Here is a 19132-nt window from a genome sequence, read left to right as displayed (position 1 = left end):
CGTCCATGCCCCAGAAAAATGTCACCTTCGGTATCATGCTGCAGGGCCCCGGCGGCCACATGAATGCCTGGAAGCATCCGAGCGGTCCCGCCGACGCTAGCGTCAACTTCGGATTCTTCGTCGACACGGCGCGCAAGGCGGAAGCCGCCGGTATCGCTTTCGCCTTCGTCGCCGACGGCCTCTATATCAACGAACAGTCGATCCCGCATTTTCTCAACCGCTTCGAGCCGCTGACCATTCTGTCTGCGCTTGCCGCATCGACCTCGAAGATCGGGCTCGTCGGTACCGTTTCGACCTCCTACAGCGACCCCTTCACCATCGCCCGCCAGTTCGCTTCGCTCGACCTGATCAGCGGCGGGCGGGCCGGATGGAACGCGGTGACCTCGCCGTTGGAGGGCTCCGGCCGCAACTATGGGCGCGAGCATCCGGAACATGAGCTGCGCTACGAGATCGCCGACGAGTATCTGGATGCGACCAAGGGCCTCTGGGACTCCTGGGACGACGATGCCTTTGTCCGTGACCGTCAGGCTGGCGTCTATGTCGACAAGGCCAAGATGCGCCGTCTGAACCACAAAGGCCGTTTCTTCCGCATCGAAGGGCCGCTCAACATCAGCCGGTCGCGCCAGGGACAGCCGGTGATCTTCCAGGCAGGGGCTTCCGATTCAGGTATCCGTCTTGCCGGCAAACATGCCGATGCCGTCTTCACCAATGGCGGCCCGATCGACGATGCTCAAGCCTTCTACAAGCAGATCAAGCAGAGTGCGATTGCTCAAGGCCGAAGGGCGGCCGATATCGGCCTCTTCCCCGGCATCGCGCCGATCGTCGGCTCGACGGCCGCGGCGGCGGAGACCAAGTATCAGGCAATCCGCGCGCTGGTCACGGTCGAGGAGGCGCTCCTCTATCTCGGCCGGTTCTTCGATCACCATGATTTCAGTGCCTATCCCCTGGACGAACCGTTCCCCGACATCGGCGATATCGGCAAGAACAGCTTTCGCGCGACGACCGACCGCATCAAGAAGACGGCGCGCGAGACCGGCCAGACTCTTCGCGAGATCGCGCTTGATGTTGCGACGCCGCGGACCGCCTTCATCGGCACCGCAGACCACATCGCCGACGAGATCATCCGTTGGGTCGATGGCGACGCTGCAGACGGTTTCATCCTCGGCTTCCCGGTCATTGCCGAAGGCCTGCAGGATTTCGCCGCCCACGTGCTGCCGATTCTTGAAGAGCGCGGCTATTTCGACCCGCATCTGAAGGGCGAGACGCTGCGTGATCATCTGGGGCTGCCCTACAGGGAGAGCCGCTATGCGGCGGCGGCGGAAGAGATCGAGCAGGGAAGGGCCGTCGGCGCTTGAGGCGTCGACGGAGCCGCCGATGAACATGATCGTCAAGGACACACAGGCGGGGGACGCGGTCGAGCGAGGCATCGGCGCCTATCTCGATGAGATCGTCGCGCTACGCCACGATCTCCACCGCCATCCGGAACTTGCGTTTCACGAACACCGCACCAGCGAAATCGTCGTCAGTCGGCTCTCTTCCTGGGGCTACGAGGTGGCAACGGGAATTGGCGGAACCGGTGTCGTCGCCACCTTGAGCCGGGGTGAAGGCCAACGCAGCATCGGCATCCGTGCCGACATGGACGCCTTGCCGATCGAGGAGGCAACGGGTCTTGCCCATGCCAGCGTCCATCGCGGCGTCATGCATGCCTGCGGGCACGATGGCCACACGGCAATCCTGCTTGCCGCCGGACGCTATCTGGCGGAAGCAGGCCGCTTCGACGGCACCGTGCGGCTGATCTTCCAGCCGGCCGAAGAGATCGGCGCCGGCGCGCGCAAGATGCTGTCCGAAGGGCTGTTCGAACGGTTTCCCGTCGACGCCGTCTTCGGCCTGCACAACTGGCCGGGCGTTCCAACAGGGCAATTCGGCTTCGTTGCCGGTGCCGCCATGGCTTCGGTCGACCAGTGCAACATCACGATCGTCGGCAAGGGTGGCCATGGGGCGGAACCGCAGCTGACCGTCGATCCGGTGCTAGCGACCGCGTCGCTGATCACCGCCCTGCAGAGCGTGGTTTCGCGCAATGTCGACCCGCAGGAGATGGCGGTGGTTACCGTCGGCTCGATCCATGGCGGTTCGGCATCCAACGTCATTCCTGAAAGCGTGGCGCTGAAGCTGACCATGCGGGCCTTCAACGAGGCGACCCGCGCACTGCTCGGCGAGCGGGTACCTGCACTGGCGTGCGCTCAGGCCGAAAGCTTCGACGCCACCGCGGAGGTGGATTATCGCCGCGGCTTCCCGGCTCTGATCAATCACCGCGCCGAGACGGAGCTTGCCCGCAGTGTCGCACTAGAAGCCTTCGGCCCCGGCCAGATCGTGAGCAACTTCAAGCCGCGCACGGCAAGCGAAGACTTCGCCTTCATGCTGGAGGAGAAGGCCGGCAGCTATCTCTTCGTCGGCAATGGCGACAGCGCGTCGCTCCATAGCGCCAACTACGACTTCAACGACGCAATCATCGCGCCTGCCGCCCGCTATTGGGTGCGGCTGGTCGAAACCTTCCTCGCATGATGACGACAACGGGATTGGCGAAACCATGAGCGATACGTTTCTCTACACCACCCCCCTCGACCCGCGTGCCAAGCCGCTGATCGACGAACTGATCATCGAATATGACAGCCGTTACGGCAACTACTTCAGCGACGAGGGTGCTGCGGCAGAACTCAACCGCTATCCACCTGATGCCTTCGCGCCGCCGCATGGCAATTTCGTGCTGCTGATCCGCAACGGCGAGACGATCGGCGGCGGTGCGTTCAAGCACTACGACGACCGCACCGCGGAGTTCAAACGCATCTGGACGCGCTCCGACCTGCGCCGCCAGGGATTGGCGCGCAGGGTTCTGCTCGAACTCGAAGCGCAAGCAGCAAGGCAAGGCTATTCCCGCATTTATCTGACCACCGGCTTCCGGCAGCCGGAGGCAGTGGGTCTCTATCTCGTCAATGGCTACACGGCGCTGTTCGACGTCGCTGCCGATCCGGAGGTCTACAAGACGCTGCCGTTCGAGAAGGACATCACCCATCTCGTCGCGTCGCTCGCGCTTCTCGGAGAGCCGCGCCCATCGCATCCGCAGGCAGTGAGCCACCCGTAACGCCGGCGTCCAACGGGCGCCAACCATCCAGAGAGGATGCATCATGGCCATTTTGACCGATTATGCCGGCGTTGCCGGAACCGGGCGAGCAAGCGAACCCAATCCGGGCTACGCGCATTATCGCATCGTGCCGGCCCGCCATCCTGGCAGGGCGCTCGGCACCCTGTTTGCTGCGCTCGTCATAACCGGCGTGCTTTATTCGGTGCTGACCAATCCTCGCTGGGGCTGGCCGGTCTTTGCCGAATGGTTCTTTGCAGAACCGGTGCTTGCGGGCCTTGGGCGGACGCTGCTCCTGACGGCACTTGCGACCGTTTCAGGCTCGCTACTTGGAACGGCTCTGGCGCTCGCCCGGGTGTCGAAGTCGCCGCTGCTCGGTGGCCTGTCCTTCGGTTACATCTGGCTGCTGCGCTCCATTCCGCTGATCGTGCTGCTGCTCGTGCTCAACAATCTCGGCTATCTCTACGAGACGATCTCGGTTGGGATTCCTTTCACCGACACGACGCTCTTCAACTACCCGACGACCCAGCTGCTGACGCCGTTTGCAGCAGCCTTTCTCGGTCTGACGCTCAATCAGTCGGCCTTCTTTGCCGAGATCGTGCGTGGCGGCATTCTCTCCGTCGATCACGGGCAACACGAGGCCGCGGCTGCACTCGGTCTTCCCCGTCATCGCCAGGCATTCCGTATCGTGCTGCCACAGGCGATGCGCTCGATCCTGCCGACCGGCTTCAACGAGATCATCGGGCTCGCAAAGAGCACATCAATGGTCTACGTGCTGGCGCTGCCGGAGCTCTTCTACACCGTTCAGGTCATCTATCGCCGCAATCTCGAAGTCATTCCGCTCCTGATGGTGGCCACCGTCTGGTACCTGGTGATCATGACCGGGCTGTCGATCGCCCAGCACTATATCGAACGCCATTTCTCCAAGGGGGCCGTTCGCAATCCGGTGCCGCTGCCGTTCCAGGCCTTCTTCTCGCGGTTTCGGCGTCCGCTGGCCGAGGTTGCGAGCAGTGGTGCCATCGCCCGCAAGACCGGTTTTCATGACGCGACTGCATTCCGCGCCGGCGGTGCCGTCCGCATCCATGGCATCTCGAAGAGTTTCGGTCCGCTGAAAGTGCTAGATGACGTCGAGCTGAGCTTGCCTGCCGGCAGCGTCACGGCGATCCTCGGGCCATCGGGTTCGGGTAAGTCGACTTTGCTGCGCGCCATCAATCATCTGGAGCGGGTCGATGACGGCTTCATCTCGATCGACGGCGATCTCGTCGGCTACAGCCAGAAGGGCAACACGCTCTATGAACTGAAGGAGAAGGATATTTTGAAGCGCCGCGCCGACATCGGCATGGTGTTCCAGAATTTCAATCTCTTCCCGCATCTGACGGTGCTGGAAAACCTCATCGAGGCACCGTTGCAGGTGCGCGGCCTCAAGCGCGACGACGCTGTTCGGTTGGCGCAGGAACTGCTGGCGCGGGTCGGCCTCAGCGACAAGATCAACGCCTATCCCCGGCAGCTCTCGGGCGGCCAGCAGCAGCGCGTGGCGATCGCACGGGCTCTGGCCCTTAAGCCGAAGGTTTTCCTGTTCGACGAACCGACCTCGGCACTCGATCCGGAACTGGTCGGCGAAGTGCTTGATGTCATCAAGGAACTGGCCCGCACCGGCACGACGCTTGTGATCGTCACGCACGAGATCGGGTTTGCCCGCGAGGTTGCCGACACCGTCGTCTTCATCGAGGCGGGACGCATCCTGGAGGCCGGGCCGCCGTCCCGCATCTTCACCACCGCGGAACATCCGCGCACCCGCGAATTCCTCGCCAAGGTTCTCTGAAAATTCCAGGCGTGCATGGGCACGCTGGATCGTGCCGACACAATCTGCAACCCAAAGATGAAATGGAGTTTAAGTACATGGCATTTTTCGATAGAGCAAAACTGCTTTTGGCAGGAGTGGTCGCCGCAGCGACGCTCGGTACGGCTTCGGTTCAGGCGCAGGAGAAGTTCGATCTCAGCCCGGATACGTCCAACCGGGTGCGGGCCGAGCGGAACGAAGCGGCCATCAAGGCGATCGCGCCCGACTTCAAGTTCGTAAATCCCGGCAAGTTCACCGTTGCCGTCAATCCGTGGGATCCGCCGATCGCGACCTATGCATCGGACTCCAAAACGGTCGTCGGCGCCGATCCCGATCTCGCCTCGCTGGTGGCCGATTCTCTCGGTCTCGAGCTGGATCTCGTCGCGGTCGCCTGGGCTGATTGGCCGCTCGGCGTCGCCTCGGGCAAATATGATGCGGTGATCAGCAACGTGACCGTGACCGAAGAGCGCAAGGAGAAGTTCGATTTCTCTACCTATAGGCGCGACGTGCTCGGCTTCTTCGTCAAGTCCGATAGCCCGATCAATTCGATCAAGGAGCCGAAGGATGTGGCGGGCCTGAAGGTAATCACCGGCGCCGGCACCAACCAGGAAAAGATCATCCTGGAATGGGACAGGCAGAATGTCGCCGCCGGGCTGAAGCCGATCGAGGTGCAATATTATGACGACCGTGCGGCTGGCGATCTGGCGTTGCAGTCCGGCCGCGCCGATGTCGAATTCAATCCCAATGCGACGCGCGCCTATGCCGCCTCGATCCGCAACGACACCAAGGTCGTCGGCATCGCCAGCGGCGGCTGGCCGCTGACGGCCGAGATCGCAGTGACGACCCGCAAGGGTGGTGGCCTTGCCGACGCGATCACCCTTGCCATCAACGACCTGATCAAGAACGGCAAATACGGCGAAGTGCTGAAGCGCTGGAGCCTGACCGACGAGGCGGTGGACGCGTCGCAGACCAACCCACCGGGCCTGCCGAAGAGCGGCTCCTGATCATTGCCTGTTGCGGGTCGGCGCCTGCTTTTGTCGCCGGCCCGTTCGTTCAACATCCCTTCCGGAGACGACAGAAATGCTTGGTCTAGCTGCATTACGCCCCTCGTTCATCACCGCATTTGCGACGGCACTTTTCCACCTTGCCCCGGCGCTGGCCGCCGACGGTTTCGATTTCAGTCCTGAACAACCGGGGCGCATCCGTGCCGAACGAAACGAGGCGGCGATTGCGGCGATACCGCCAAGCTTCAAATTCGTCACCCCCGGCAAATTCACCGTCGCCGTCAGCCCCGGCGGGCCGCCGCTTGCGACCTATGCGACCGACGCAAAGACCGTGATCGGCGCGGATCCGGACTATGCTTTGGCCGTCGCCGATAGTCTGGGGTTGACGCTGGAGCTCATGCCGATTGCCTGGATCGATTGGCCGCTCGGCCTGACCTCGGGCAAATACGATGCGGTGATCTCCAATGTCGGCGTGACGGAGCAACGCAAGGAGAAGTTCGACTTTTCGAGCTACCGTCAGGGATTGCATGGCTTCTTCGTCAAGGCCGACAGCGCAGTCACATCGATCAAGGAACCGAAGGATGCCGCCGGCCTGAGGATCATCGTTGGCGCCGGGACAAACCAGGAGCGCATTCTTCTCAAATGGAACGACGAGAACGTCTCCGTCGGGCTGAAGCCGCTCGAGCTGCAATATTATGACGACGAGGCGACGAGCCTTGTCGCATTGGCTGCAGGCCGCGCCGACGTGATCGTCCAGCCGCATGCGCAGCTCGTCTTCATCGCCGCCCGCGACCGGAACATCAAGCGCGTTGGCACCTTGAGCGCCGGTTGGCCGGAGCGATCCGACGTGGCGATCACCACCCGCAAGAACAGTGGCCTAGCCAATGCCCTGACCGCCGCCACCAACGGCCTCATCGACAATGGCACCTATGCCAAAATTCTCGATCGCTGGCATCTGGCGGAAGAAGCGCTGCCGAAATCGGAAACCAATCCTCCCGGCCTGCCGAAATCCTGAGGCGCGCAACGATGACAGAGCATAAGATCTCGATCGGTCACATTGGCTTTCTCACGCCAGGAAACTATGCGAGCGACGATCCCTTGGCGGGGCTGGAGCAGACGCTGCGCCTGCTCGAGTATGGCGAGAGGCTCGGCTTCGCCAGCGCCTGGGTGCGGCAGCGCCACCTGGAGCCCGGCATCTCGTCGGCCGCCGCCTTTCTGGCGGCGGCGACCCAGAGAACCGATCGCATTCAGCTCGGCACGGCAGTGATCCCGATCGGCTACGAGAACCCCTATCGGCTGGCCGAGGACCTTTCGACCGTTGACGTTCTGTCGCGGGGTCGCCTGAATGTCGGCCTGAGTGCGGGCCGCCCGCCACATGTGGATTTGATTGGCCCGCTCGCCTTTGATGGAGACTGGTCCGCCTACGATTTCTCCCATCAGCGCGTTCTTCGCTTCGCCGACAATCTGCGTGGAGCGTTTCTCGGCGACGAGCATACCGTCATAAAGACGCCTTTCGGCCCGCAGCGCCCGCGGCTGCAACCCCATGCCAAGGGGCTTGTCGACAGGCTGTGGTACGGTGGCGGATCCTTGCGCTCCGCCCGCTGGGCCGGTGAGAATGGCTTCAATCTCCTGATCGGCAACGTCACGACAGGCGAGCAGACCAACGACTTTTTCGAGGCGCAGGCACGCCAGCTCGAAACCTATCGGCAGGCTGGGGGCGCAGAGAAACGCGTCGCGCTCGGGCGCGTCATCGTGCCGCTCGATGGCGCCGATGCCAGCACCCGGCGCCGCTATCTCGACTACGCCGCCAGCCGGCATGAGCGCACGCTGACACCGCAGGGCGAGCGGCGCACGATGTTTGCCCGCGATCTCGTCGGTACGTCCGAGCAGATCCTCGAACGGCTGCTGGCCGATCCGATCCTCCCGCATGTGCGCGAACTCAGGCTCGAACTGCCCTACGAATTCGAACACGACGAGTATCGCCAGATCCTCGATGATGTCTTTACGCGCATCGCACCGGAGCTTGGTTGGTCGCCGACGAAGGGCGAGGCCGCTCGAACGCTGTCAGCGAACCCGGCGGCGGCTTAGGCCGCTGCCTACAATCCCAGATCCAAAACCCATGAGGCAGATCTGACAGTGACAAAAAGCATCGACTACTTCTTCTCGATCGGCTCGCCCTGGTCGTTCATCGGGCTTGAAGCCTTTGCTGCTCTCGCACGCCGGCACGAAGCGGCAATCACGCCCTACATGGCCACGGTGGTCGAGGAAAACGGCGGCATCTTCTCGCGCAATCGGCCGCAGGCGCGACGAGCGTACGGCACGCGCGACCTGAAGCGCTGGAGCCATGTGCGGGGCAGGGAACTTCTGCTCGACGGCCGTCCGCCGCTCGCCGATCCCACGCCTGCGTCACGGATGGTGATTGCCACCTATCTCGACGGCAAGGACTGGTTCGCCTTGACGGAGATTTTGCAGGAAGCCTTCTGGGTCCGAGCCGAGGACATCGGCCGGTCAGAGGTGCGCGAGGCAGTAGCAACGCGCGCAGGCTTCGATGGCAGTGCCTTGCTTGCGCGGGAAAGTGCCGCAGACGTTGTCGAGAAATGGGCGTCCGATCGGGAGCATACTCTCAAGAGCGGCGTCTTCGGGTTCCCGACGTTCGCCTATGACGGCGAGATTTATTGGGGCCAGGACAATCTGCCGTTTCTGGAGCAACACCTGCAAGGCGAGCGGCCTTAGGCATCGGCGGGCGCGGAGATCGAGCGCTCGCGGCACGCCGTCGGATCACTTTTCCAAGCCTGGTACGATCTTTGGGTCGAGGTTCCTTTAATCCACTGTTTAACTCGATAATTTTCAGGATGCTTGAAGCCGAGCAGTCGAATGAAACCTTTTCCGTTGTTTGCGCATTTCCTAGACAACGATGGCTTTTGATGAGGTGTGCCATGAGTGTCCTGCGGCAATATGAACGCCTGAGCGCGATCCGAGATGTCCTGCAAGGCAAGCTTGAGCTTTACGAAGCGCGGGATTGTTTCGGGATCGATGATTTCGAAGACGGAACAACGAACGAACTTCGAGACCGCATCGCAGAGCTTTCGGACGAGATTTCCAATCTCAACCGTCGGCGCGAACGGTACGAAACCTGGTGATTTCGATTGCGGCTGAAGGCTGAAACCAACGCCACGACACAGGAAAGCCATGACCATCGAAATCAATTCGCGTATCGCCGGCCACCCGATCAACCCGCTCTTTCTCGAGCGTTGGTCGCCGCGCGCCTATGCCGGAGCGGAGATCTCCGAAGCCGAGCTGTTCGGCATCCTGGAGGCGGCGCGCTGGGCGCCGTCGGCCTATAACGCCCAGCCCTGGCATTTCATCTATGCCCGCAGAGGCACCGAGCATTGGGACAAACTGTTCGGCATTCTCAACGCATTCAATCAAAGCTGGGCCAAGGAGGCTTCCGCACTGATCTTCGTGCTGTCGAAAACGTCGCTGCTGCCTCCTGGCGCCAGCGAGGAAGTGCCTTCCTATACGCACTCGTTTGACACGGGGGCCGCATGGGGTGCGCTCGCGCTGCAGGCCGCCTATTCCGGTTGGCAGGCGCACGGTATGGCCGGCCTCGACTACGACAGGGCGCGGACCGAGCTTGGCGTGCCGTCCGATTACCGCGTTGAAGCCGCCGTGGCGATCGGCAGGATCGGCGACAAGGCGCAATTGCCCGAGGGGTTGCGGGAGCGCGAAGTGCCGAGCCCGCGGAAACCCCTGACGGAGATCGTGTCCGAGGGTCGTTTCGAGCGGTCTTGAACGCATTGCTCCGATGACTTTGCCGAGGGCGGGTCTCGCCCTCGGCCGCAATTCGGCTGACAGGTCACAATTGCCGTCTTACCTCAAAGTGGCTCTTCAATGGGTGTGTCATGGCCGGACGCGCCGTGCAGGGTCGCGCCTGAAAACAGCTCGGAACCATAGGCCTGCTGCGCAACGATCGACGGAAAGCTCACGTCCCGGACGTCGAAGGACGGCATCAGGCTCATCATCGGAAGGATGCGCTCGAACACAGCACCGCCGAGCGGGGCGGCATTCCAGCCGGAGGTGCGGAAGCCATAGGTTTCCGGCAACCCTTTGGGCTCGTCCAGAATGGTCAGGAGCAGATAGCGCGGATCGTCGGCCGGAACGACACCCATGAAGGACGTGAGATTGAGATCCTTGGCATAGCGTCCAGCGACGACCTTTTCGGCCGTGCCGGTCTTGCCGCCGATGAAATAACCTTTGACTTCGGCCTTTCGCGCCGATCCGGTTCTGGCATTGAGGCGGAGCAGAAAACGCATGGCCTCGCCGGTTTCCGGCTTGATGAGGTCGGCGGCCAGCACCCGCTCTTCGACATCAGAGCCTTTGATCAATGTCGGCCTGATCAGGCGCCCGCCGTTGACGAGGGCCGCAACCGCAATGCTCGCCTGCAGCGGCGTCACGGCAATGCCGTGGCCGTAGGATGCGGTTGCCGTATCGATCTCGCGCCAGGAGCGCGGCAGTTGCGGATGCGCGCTCTCCGGCAACTCGGTCGTCAGTCGCGACATCTGTCCGAAACGAGAGAGAAAGGCGCGGAAGTTCTCAGGGCCGAGCGCGATGGCCATCTTGGCCATCGCGATGTTGGAGGAATAGATGAAGGCTTCCGGCAGGCTGAGCGGCCGGTATTTCCCGCGATAATCGCGGATGCGGAACCGGCCGAAGGCCAGCGGCCTGCTGGCATCGATGACGGAGCGGATGTTGAACTGCCCTGAATCGAGCGCCATGGCCGTCGTCAGGGCCTTGAAGGTGGAGCCCATCTCGAAGGTGGCGGCGGCAATGCGGTTGATACGATCAGGCTTCAGCGCATCGGCGGGGGTGTTGGGGTCGAAATCCGGCGCGGAGGCAAGCGCCAGCACTTCACCATTGGTGATATCGAGCACCAATCCGGCACCGGCCTTTGCCCCGAATTTCTCGATCGCCTTGGCAAGCTCGATCTGCAGGGCGTGCTGGATGCGGATATCGAGTGTCAGCGTGACCGGCTGCAGGTTTTGGTTGGAGAGATCCATGCCGGTCTGGCGCAACACGTCCAGGCCCTGGCTCTCGATCCATTTTTCGATGCCGGCGATGCCGATATTGTCGATATCGACGGTGCCGAGCACGTGGGCGGCAAGCGAACCATTGGGGTAGACACGCCGCTTTTCCCGCTGGAAGCCGACGGCCGGAATGCCCGCGTCCCAGAGCGCCTGCTCCTCAGCCGGTGTCACCTGACGCTTGATCCAGGCGAAGGGCGCCTTGCTTTTCAGCCGCTGGTGCAGTTCGCGGGCATCGAGATCGGGGAAGATGGCCGTCAGTTTCTCCACCGCCTCGTCGACGTCGACGAGGAAGCGGGGCTCGGCATAGACGCCGGAGCTCGGCACATCGATCGCCAGCAGATTGCCGTTGCGATCCAGGATCGAAGGGCGACCGACCGAGGGGCGCTTCGGCACATAGCCGGTGGTCTCGATTTCGGCCGTGCCGAGCTGGATCAGTCGTATGAGCATCGTCAGGAAGACGACGATAAACACGGCGATCAGAAAGAGGATGCGCTTGCGGCGATCCGCGCGCGATTGAAGCCGTTGCACCATATCAGTAGAGCCCGCCGGTATTGCTGAGCAGCTTCTGCCGCAATTCAGGTGTTAGGCCCTGGTCGGCGCCGCCAGCTGGCAGCTCGGCCATCTCCTTGTCGTCGATGACGGTGCAGCCGCCGTCGCAGGGGCCGGTTCCCGGTTTGAAGGCTTCGACGATCGCGCCAGGCGTTCCTTGCTCAACCGCTCGCCCCGTCTTTCTGTCGACTGTCTGGAAGGACATGCCGGGCGGCGGATGAAAATCGGCCGCCGGTTTTCCCTGAAGTGCCACCTTCATGAAGTCGATGAAGATCGGTGCGGCGAGACCGCCACCGGTTTCGCCGTAACCCATCGGCTTCGGCGTGTCGTAGCCGAGGAAGACGCCGGTGACGATATTGGGGGTGAAACCCACGAACCAGACGTCCTTCTCGTCGTTGGTCGTTCCGGTCTTGCCGGCGATCGGGACACCCAGCGTGGCGACATTTCTGGCGGTGCCTCTTTCCACTACGCCACGCATCATCGAAGTGATCTGATAGGCCGTCATCGGGTCGAGCACATAGTCCCTGATGTCGACGAGATCAGGCTCTTCCTGGTTTTCCCAGGCAAGCGCATTGCAGTCCGCGCACTGGCGGCTGTCTTGCCGGTAGATCGTCCGGCCATATCGATCCTGAATACGGTCGATCATCGACGGGGTTATGGCCTTGCCGCCATTGGCGATGACGGCATAGGCGGAAACGAGCCGCAGCAACGTCGTTTCGCCGGCGCCCAGCGCCATCGGTAGGTAGGTGCGAAGCTCGTCGTAAATGCCGAAGCGCTTGCCGTAGTCGGCGACAAGGTCCATGCCCAGATGGCGAGCAAGGCGCACGGTCATCAGGTTGCGGCTGTTTTCCAGCCCCGTTCGCAGGGTCGAAGGACCGCTGAAGCGCCCATCATAGTTTTTCGGCCGCCATGTCTTGCCGGTGCCATCAGGGATGGCGATCGGCGCGTCCATGACGAGCGTGGTCGGCGCATAGCCGGTATCGAGTGCCGCGGCGTAGACGAACGGCTTGAACGACGAGCCGGGCTGGCGGTAGGCCTGGGTCGCGCGATTGAATTCGGATTGCGCGTAGGAAAAGCCGCCGGCGACCGCGAGCACCCGACTAGTGTTCGGGTCCATCGAGACCAGCGCTCCCTGCACCTGCGGCGGCTGGCGCAGGACATAGCCAGTCTCCTGCTTTTCGACATAGACGACGTCGCCCGGCTGCAACACGCCGTTGAGGGATGAGGCACAACGACGCTTGCCTTCGGCGAGCCGGCACAGAGCCCAGGCTGTGTCATCGCGGTCGATCATGGCCGTGTCTGCGGCCGCCGTCGCCGTTTCTGGTCCTGACGGTCTGAGGCCGAGTTCGACCTTGTCGTTGCTTGCGGAGAGGACGACGGCGAGCTGCCATTCCGGAACGTCCGAGAGCGGCTGACGTTTGGCGAGCGCCTGCTGCCACCCTTCAAGCGAAGGCAGGCGGGTGATCGGCCCCCGGTACCCCTTTGCCTGGTCGTAGCCAACCAGTCCCTTTCGCAACGCCCGCATGGCCGCTTGCTGCAGCCGCGGATCGAGTGTCGTGCGAACCGAGAGCCCGGCAGTGTAAAGCGCTGCCTCGCCATAGCGGGTGCCCAACTGGCGGCGCACCTCCTCGGTGAAGTAGTCCGCCTTGTCGGCGGATGTCTCCAGTCGTTTCGGCTTGATGCTGAGGGGCGAGGCGGTGGCTGCGGCTGCAACCTCTCTGTCGATGACGCCGTTGCGGCGCATCTGCTCTATGACCCAGTCGCGCCGGGTGACGGCTCGGTCAGGATGGCGATACGGGTCATAATTGTTCGGCGCTTTTGGTAAGGCGGCGAGATAGGCCGCTTCGGCCACCGTCAGTTGATCGACCGGCTTGTCGAAATAGGTAAGCGCTGCCTGCGCGATGCCATAGGCGCCGAGACCGAGATAGATGTCGTTGAGATAAAGTTCCAGGATCCGGTCCTTGGAATAGGTTTGGTCGATGCGGATCGAAAGGATCGCTTCGCGCAGCTTGCGCTCGACCGTTCGATCGGAGGACAGGAGAAAATTCTTGGCGATCTGCTGCGTGATCGTCGATCCGCCAATCATGCGCCGACCCGAGCCGTAGTTGGCGACATTCGACCAGAGCGCGGTGGCAAGACTCGTCAGGTCGATGCCCGGATGAAGGTAGAAGTTCTTGTCTTCGGCCGAAAGGAAAGCCTGCTTGACCCGGGCGGGAATGGCGCCGATCGGCAGGAACAGACGGCGTTCCCGGGCATATTGCGCAATCATGGCGCCGTCGCCGGCGTAAAGCCGGGTCGTGACCGCCGGCTCCCAGTTCGCCAGCGCCCGATGATCCGGCAGGTCTCGCGTCAGGGCCGCGGCGCAGAATGCCAGCCCGACGCCGAGAAGCGTTGCCAGATTGATCAGGGTTGCGAGCAGGTTTGCAATGAACTTCATGGCGGATGTCGGGGCTTTCGAATTTCGAAGGACATGGCTTCGCCATCCGATCCAAGGGAGCGGCTGACGCGCATCAGTTTGTGGCGTGAAGGCGGTGCGGGGCGGCGGATCGGGCCTAGAAGCCCGATGTTTCGCCTATCCCGTCGCGGCCGGTTCGTCGCCTCAGTTTCACCACCAAGGGCTGTGACATGCCGCCTTGGTCCGCTGCTGCGGCCGGAGCGGATCTGACGGTGCGAAACGTGTTGGGCGCGTGCCTATGGGGCGTTCAGTTGAGACGACACATGGTTGGGTCCTCCACGGGGAAGTATGTCTGAGGGGCCGGATCCTCGATATGTTGGCAGTCTCGTCCTGGCGAAACAGGGTGCCGACGTGAGTTCACCGTAAAGAGGTTGCACCGCAGCGGCAAACCACGTTTATTTGCAGGACCCATTAGCTGAATTAGGGCATCCATGGTCAGGCCATATCTCCCCCTCAATGCGCTGCGGGCCTTTGAGGCGTCCGCGCGACATCTGAGTTTTACCCGCGCGGCGATCGAACTGTGCGTGACGCAGGCGGCGGTCAGCCACCAGGTGAAGCTGCTGGAAAGCCGTCTCAACGTGACGCTGTTCAAGCGGCTGCCGCGCGGTTTGATGATCACCGCCGAGGGCGAGGCGTTGCTGCCGGTACTCCAGGATTCCTTCGATCGCATGGCCGATATGCTCGAACGGTTCGAGGGCGGCCATCTGCGGGAGGTGCTGATGATCGGCGCAGTCGGCACCTTTGCCGTCGGCTGGCTGCTGCCACGCCTTGCGGATTTTCAGGAAAAATATCCCTTCATCGATGTCCGGTTGTCGACGAACAACAATCGTGTCGACATGGCCGCCGAGGGGCTCGACTACGCCATTCGCTTCGGCAGCGGTTCCTGGCACAACATCGAGGCGACGCGGCTGTTCGAGGCGCCGCTTTCGGTGCTGTGCGTTCCTGAGATTGCCGATACGCTGCGCCGTCCCGCCGATCTTCTGAGCCAGACGCTGCTCAGGTCCTATCGGGCGGACGAATGGGTGAACTGGTTTGCCGCTGCTGGCATCACCTATCCGGCGCCGCTGCTCAAGGGCGTCGTCTTCGATTCGTCGCTCGCCATGATGGAGGCAGCCGCCCAGGGCATCGGTGTTGCGCTTGCGCCGCCTTTGATGTTTTCCCGACTGCTGTCGAACGGCACAGTGCGGCAGCCCTTCGACGTCTATACCTCGATGGGGAGCTACTGGCTGACGCGGCTGCGGTCCCGCGCGCCGACACTGGCGATGTCCGCCTTCCACGATTGGCTGATGGCGGCGAAGGAGGATAGCGCCGCCCGATTGCATGAGCCGGCGGCGAGCAACTCGGCATAGGCTGCAATGCGTTGGCGGGGGAGTGCCGTCAGCGAAAGGGGATCTGCTGGGAGCAACTCGATACTGAAGGTCAACCTGCGACCGGTGTGCCGAGCTATTCGCCGTAGCTGACGATCCATTCCGGCGGCTCTCGTTCCAGGCTGCCGTCAACGCGCACGTTCCTGTCCTTCGCCCAGCGGTAACCCCACATCGGACCGAATTTCGTCGCGTAGGACAGCGGTCGCCGATAGGCGGCGTCGGCCTGCGCCTTTTCGAGCGTTGTGAAACTGTAGCCGCTCTCTTCGAACAGCGACAGGATCCCCTTCATCGCGTCGGCATTCAGCCGGTTGACATGCAAGAGCATGATTGCCGGCGGCTCGTAGCCAAGGACCTGCTCGTTGAGACCGGCGTAATAGGCGATCTGCTGTTGGGTGTGCATCAGATAGGCCGTCCTGATGCGGTGGGCGGCTTCCGTGTCGTTTTCGGCAAGCGCGCGCTCATAGGCGCGGTCGAAGACGTAATCGGAGGTATCGATGGTCGAGGCGGCGATCGTGTAGTCAAGCTTCGCCGCAAGCGCCGCGATCGCCTTCTGCTTTTCCGTTGTGTCGCCGGTGTGATTGTAGGGAAACCGTAGGAAACGCAGCTGCTTGCCCGCCGCCTTTAGCGTTCGCCTCGTCGTCTTCTCGCCATCGACGATCTCGCGCTCGATGCCGGCGATGTCGAGCGTGTTGGTGTCCGCGTGCGAGAAGGTATGGTTGCCGAGCGTCAGCCGCGGGCCGGTCCAATCCTTCAGGATATCTTTCGCAAACGGACCGATCGCGCGAACCTTGCTTTCCACGACAAAGCCGATAGCCGGCGCCTTGTGATCCCTGAGGGCGGCAAGAATGCGGGCATTCGCATCCTGGATGCTTTGAGGCGAAGGTTGATCTGTTCCGTCGGTGCCGGCATTGGCGTGGGGAAGATCATCGAATGTGATGGCGACGGATTTCTCCCGGGCGGTGCCGCTGGTTTCGGCATGGGCGTCGACCAGGAAGAAAACAAGCGCGAGCCAAGGCGTGAAGGCAAGCAGCATGAGGCGCCCGATCGCGCGGGCCCTTCGAACGCCTAGCCCTAACACTGCGTGCCGCAGGCGCCATGAAGCCTGGTTTCCATCATCATCGTCCCTCTTCTGCTAATCGAAATGAGATCGACCCTCGTACGCAAGGGTTGCATGAGCATTGCGTGGTCGGGATTTTCGGGCCAAGTGCCTGTGGCTGCTGGCCCCGACTGTCCAGGTTCATCGAAATGCAAATTATTCTAATGGCTGCCGCAAATTATCGTCGTTTGCCGACCCCGCCACGGCTCCTTAGGCAGGACGCGTCCGAGGTTCATGGAAACCAAATTCGAGATGCGGAGGCTTGTATGAGAAAGATGATGCGACGCGCGCTGGCGACGGTGGTCGCCACGGTATGCCTGGCGAGTGCGGCAATGGCTGATAACGCCGAATGGTCGCAGCCGACAAAGCCATTCCGCGTCGTCGGCAACATCTATTACGTCGGGACCAAGGGGCTGGCGGCCTACCTCATGACCTCAGGCACGCAGGCCATTCTGCTCGACGGCACGTTGAAGAGCACCGCATCCCTTGTCGAGGACAATATCGCAGCACTCGGTTTCAAACGCTCCGACATCAAGATCATCGTCACGAGCCATGCGCATTACGATCATGTCGCTGGCGTTGCACAAATCAAGCGTGACAGCGGCGCCAAGCTCTATGCGATCGCGGCGGATCGCTGGGCACTGGAAAACGGCCTGCATGATGGTGAGACCACCTATAAGCGTGGAACCTTTCCGGCGGTGAAGGTCGATCATGTGCTTGACGACGGCGAAGTCGTGACGCTCGGAGACGTCAGCATGAAGGCGACGCTGACGCCCGGCCACACGCCGGGCTGCACCACCTGGTCAACGTCGGTGAGCGAGGCCGGGCGTGCGCTCAAGGTGGTCTTTCCCTGCAGCGTCACCGTCGCCGGCAACAAGCTCTTCGGCAACAAGCGCTATCCCGGGATCGTTGCCGACTTCGAGACCAGCTTCGACCGGCTGGGAGGCATGACGGCGGATGTGGTCCTGCCCGCTCATCCCGATATCGCCGACATTATCGGCCGCGCCGCGCGGCGGGATGCGGGCGAGGAAGATGCCTTCGTCGATCCGGCCTTGCTGGGCCAAATCGTCGAAAAGTCCCGTGCCGCCTTCAAGAAAGAGCTTGCACGGCAGAAGGCGAAAAAATGAGAGAAGGGCCGCGCTTGGCGTGGCCCTTTGCACATTGCGAACGAATCGGGCTCTTACTCGGCCATGAGACCGTCGAACACTTCGATCATGGCGTCGCTGATGGCCTTACCGAGTGCTGCTGCAGCAGCGGTCAGCGCCGTATCGTCCATGTCGCGTGCCGCCATGGCGAAAGACGCGCCTTCAGTCACGACGATTTCCTGTGCGCGCTGGATTGCCCAGAGGGCAAATTCGCTGCGGTCTGCGATTTCGACGGTGTCCATCGTAAGCTCCTGATCTGTTTGAGTGCAGCCTTATAGCCCTATCGGCCCTGCTGGGGATTGTCCGTGTGATCCTTTGGTGTGGAATCTCGAAAAAAATCATGCCACGCCGCAGTCTTTCACCCTCAGATCCGCTTGGTGCTGTTCTCTCCAAAAGCAATCGCCGGGGACTTCCGTTGCGGCTTAAAGATGAGTATTGGAGGAAGGAATAAAGTAGCCAAGACAGACCTTCCCGAAGACGGGCAACGCGATAATGACGTTTCAGCCGCGGATGCAGAACAAGATTGCCGGTTTCAAGATCCAGGGCGAGTTGCATCGCCGGGAATGGAACGGGATCATTGCCGACGTGTGGGATGTGGAATGCGACCCCCATGCCGGCGGCTACTACGTCTCGGATGATCCGCGGATGTTCATCGTTCTCGATGCGCGGGGTGGGAGCAGCTGCAACGTCAAGCTTTCCTCGCAGGCAAACGGCGCCGTCCAGAACTATCGGCAACAGGCGATCTCCTACATCCCCGCCGGCATGGAGATCTGGGCGGATGTGGTTGATGTCAAATACATCCGCCATCTCGATCTGCACTTCAACATCGACATCCTTAGCCGACGGCTGATGGAGGATCTCGACGCCGGCCAATGCGCCGTGCCACGGCTGATGTTCCACGACGAGCGGTTTCTCCAACTCGCCCAACTGATCGCTGCCGAATGCCTCAATCCGCAGCCACTACACGATCTCTACGGCGACGGGCTGACGCTGGCGCTGTTCATCGACCTGATGAAGCTCAATCGCAGCAGCGCACGCAAGCGCAGCCAGCTCGCGTCATGGCAGTTGCGTCGGGCGGTGGAATACATCGAGGAAAACAGCCTTCGCAACATCCGGCTCGAGGAACTGGCTGGTCTCGCCGGGCTTTCGCAGTCCCATTTCAGCCACGCCTTCAAGGCATCGACAGGCGTGGCGCCGCACCAGTGGCAGACTAACGCGCGCATCGAGCGGGCCAAGCATCTGCTTTTAAAGAATGAAGCGTCGCTGACCGCGATCGCTGCCGAAACCGGTTTTTCGGATCAGGCACATTTCACCCGCGTCTTCCGCAAGGCAGTCGGAACGACGCCGGCTCTTTGGAAAAGAAGCCGTCTCGCCTGAGCAAATGCCTTCAGCCTTGAACAGTTGCCCGCACACATTTGCCCAAGAGCGTTCAACTTTCAGGGTTCGAAACAAGCCC

17 protein-coding genes are annotated in these 19132 nt (G+C 62.1%); 12 read left to right on the top strand and 5 right to left on the bottom strand.

What is annotated here, in order from left to right; all coding sequences use genetic code 11:
- Positions 1-5: 5 nt before the first annotated feature.
- The 8 genes from ASD02_RS36255 (at position 6) to ASD02_RS36215 (ending at position 8713) form a co-directional block, all read left to right on the top strand.
- On the top strand, positions 6-1355 hold the full coding sequence (locus tag ASD02_RS36255; RefSeq protein WP_057213032.1) for an LLM class flavin-dependent oxidoreductase: 1350 nt from the start codon (positions 6-8) through the stop codon (positions 1353-1355).
- Positions 1356-1374: 19 nt separating this feature from the next.
- Positions 1375-2562: a M20 aminoacylase family protein gene (locus ASD02_RS36250; RefSeq protein WP_057213073.1), complete on the top strand. Its 1188-nt coding sequence runs from the start codon at positions 1375-1377 to the stop codon at positions 2560-2562.
- A 25-nt stretch (positions 2563-2587) separates the two neighbouring features.
- Positions 2588-3139, top strand: coding sequence for a GNAT family N-acetyltransferase (locus ASD02_RS36245; protein ID WP_057207543.1), 552 nt, complete (start codon positions 2588-2590; stop codon positions 3137-3139).
- Positions 3140-3182: 43 nt separating this feature from the next.
- Positions 3183-4958, top strand: a complete 1776-nt coding sequence (locus tag ASD02_RS40500; protein WP_082555727.1) for an amino acid ABC transporter permease/ATP-binding protein — start codon at positions 3183-3185, stop codon at positions 4956-4958.
- 77 nt (positions 4959-5035) lie between these two features.
- Positions 5036-5980, top strand: a complete 945-nt coding sequence (locus ASD02_RS36230) for an ABC transporter substrate-binding protein (protein ID WP_057213034.1) — start codon at positions 5036-5038, stop codon at positions 5978-5980.
- A gap of 76 nt (positions 5981-6056) precedes the next feature.
- A complete protein-coding gene (locus tag ASD02_RS36225) occupies positions 6057-6995 on the top strand; it encodes an ABC transporter substrate-binding protein (protein ID WP_057213038.1) in 939 nt (312 codons plus the stop codon).
- An 11-nt stretch (positions 6996-7006) separates the two neighbouring features.
- Positions 7007-8068 carry an LLM class flavin-dependent oxidoreductase gene (locus tag ASD02_RS36220; protein ID WP_057213042.1) on the top strand — a complete coding sequence of 354 codons (1062 nt, stop codon included), beginning with the start codon at positions 7007-7009 and terminating at the stop codon, positions 8066-8068.
- Positions 8069-8116: 48 nt separating this feature from the next.
- Entirely contained in the window at positions 8117-8713 is a 597-nt protein-coding gene (locus ASD02_RS36215) for a DsbA family protein (RefSeq protein WP_057213045.1), read from the top strand.
- Here the strand turns inward: ASD02_RS36215 and ASD02_RS40690 are convergent.
- Positions 8710-9177 (bottom strand): hypothetical protein, encoded by a 468-nt coding sequence (locus tag ASD02_RS40690; protein WP_156407918.1) that lies wholly within the window; start codon positions 9175-9177, stop codon positions 8710-8712. The two genes, ASD02_RS36215 and ASD02_RS40690, sit on opposite strands and share 4 nt — an antisense overlap.
- Between ASD02_RS40690 and ASD02_RS36205 the strand changes: the two genes are divergently transcribed.
- Entirely contained in the window at positions 9170-9772 is a 603-nt protein-coding gene (locus tag ASD02_RS36205; RefSeq protein ID WP_025428369.1) for a nitroreductase family protein, read from the top strand. The genes ASD02_RS40690 and ASD02_RS36205 overlap by 8 nt on opposite strands.
- An 83-nt stretch (positions 9773-9855) precedes the next feature.
- On the opposite strand, the gene ASD02_RS36200 is transcribed toward ASD02_RS36205, so the two are convergent.
- The gene (locus ASD02_RS36200) at positions 9856-11595 is read right to left on the bottom strand and encodes a penicillin-binding protein 2 (RefSeq protein ID WP_057220181.1); all 1740 of its coding nucleotides are present in this window, start codon (positions 11593-11595) and stop codon (positions 9856-9858) included.
- 1 nt (position 11596) lies between these two features.
- A complete protein-coding gene (locus ASD02_RS36195; protein WP_057220180.1) occupies positions 11597-14050 on the bottom strand; it encodes a penicillin-binding protein 1A in 2454 nt (817 codons plus the stop codon).
- A gap of 449 nt (positions 14051-14499) precedes the next feature.
- Here ASD02_RS36195 and ASD02_RS36190 point away from each other — a divergent pair, with 449 nt between their 5' ends.
- The gene (locus ASD02_RS36190; protein ID WP_057213051.1) at positions 14500-15417 is read left to right on the top strand and encodes a LysR family transcriptional regulator; all 918 of its coding nucleotides are present in this window, start codon (positions 14500-14502) and stop codon (positions 15415-15417) included.
- A gap of 94 nt (positions 15418-15511) precedes the next feature.
- Here ASD02_RS36190 and ASD02_RS36185 read toward each other — a convergent pair whose 3' ends face one another.
- A complete protein-coding gene (locus ASD02_RS36185; RefSeq protein WP_057213053.1) occupies positions 15512-16468 on the bottom strand; it encodes a polysaccharide deacetylase family protein in 957 nt (318 codons plus the stop codon).
- A 329-nt stretch (positions 16469-16797) separates the two neighbouring features.
- Between ASD02_RS36185 and bla the strand changes: the two genes are divergently transcribed.
- On the top strand, positions 16798-17658 hold the full coding sequence (gene bla, locus ASD02_RS36180) for a subclass B3 metallo-beta-lactamase (protein WP_057213055.1): 861 nt from the start codon (positions 16798-16800) through the stop codon (positions 17656-17658).
- 53 nt (positions 17659-17711) lie between these two features.
- Here the strand turns inward: bla and ASD02_RS36175 are convergent, their stop codons facing one another.
- Positions 17712-17918 carry a hypothetical protein gene (locus ASD02_RS36175; protein WP_057207551.1) on the bottom strand — a complete coding sequence of 69 codons (207 nt, stop codon included), beginning with the start codon at positions 17916-17918 and terminating at the stop codon, positions 17712-17714.
- A gap of 250 nt (positions 17919-18168) precedes the next feature.
- On the opposite strand from ASD02_RS36175, the gene ASD02_RS36170 reads away from it, so the two are divergent.
- Complete coding sequence (locus tag ASD02_RS36170; protein ID WP_057213056.1) at positions 18169-19053, top strand: AraC family transcriptional regulator; 885 nt, start codon at positions 18169-18171, stop codon at positions 19051-19053.
- The last annotated feature ends 79 nt before the right edge of the window (positions 19054-19132 follow it).

This window comes from Ensifer sp. Root1252 (genome assembly GCF_001425885.1).
GTDB lineage: Bacteria > Pseudomonadota > Alphaproteobacteria > Rhizobiales > Rhizobiaceae > Ensifer > Ensifer canadensis.
This window is presented reverse-complemented; position numbering and strand designations above follow the sequence as displayed.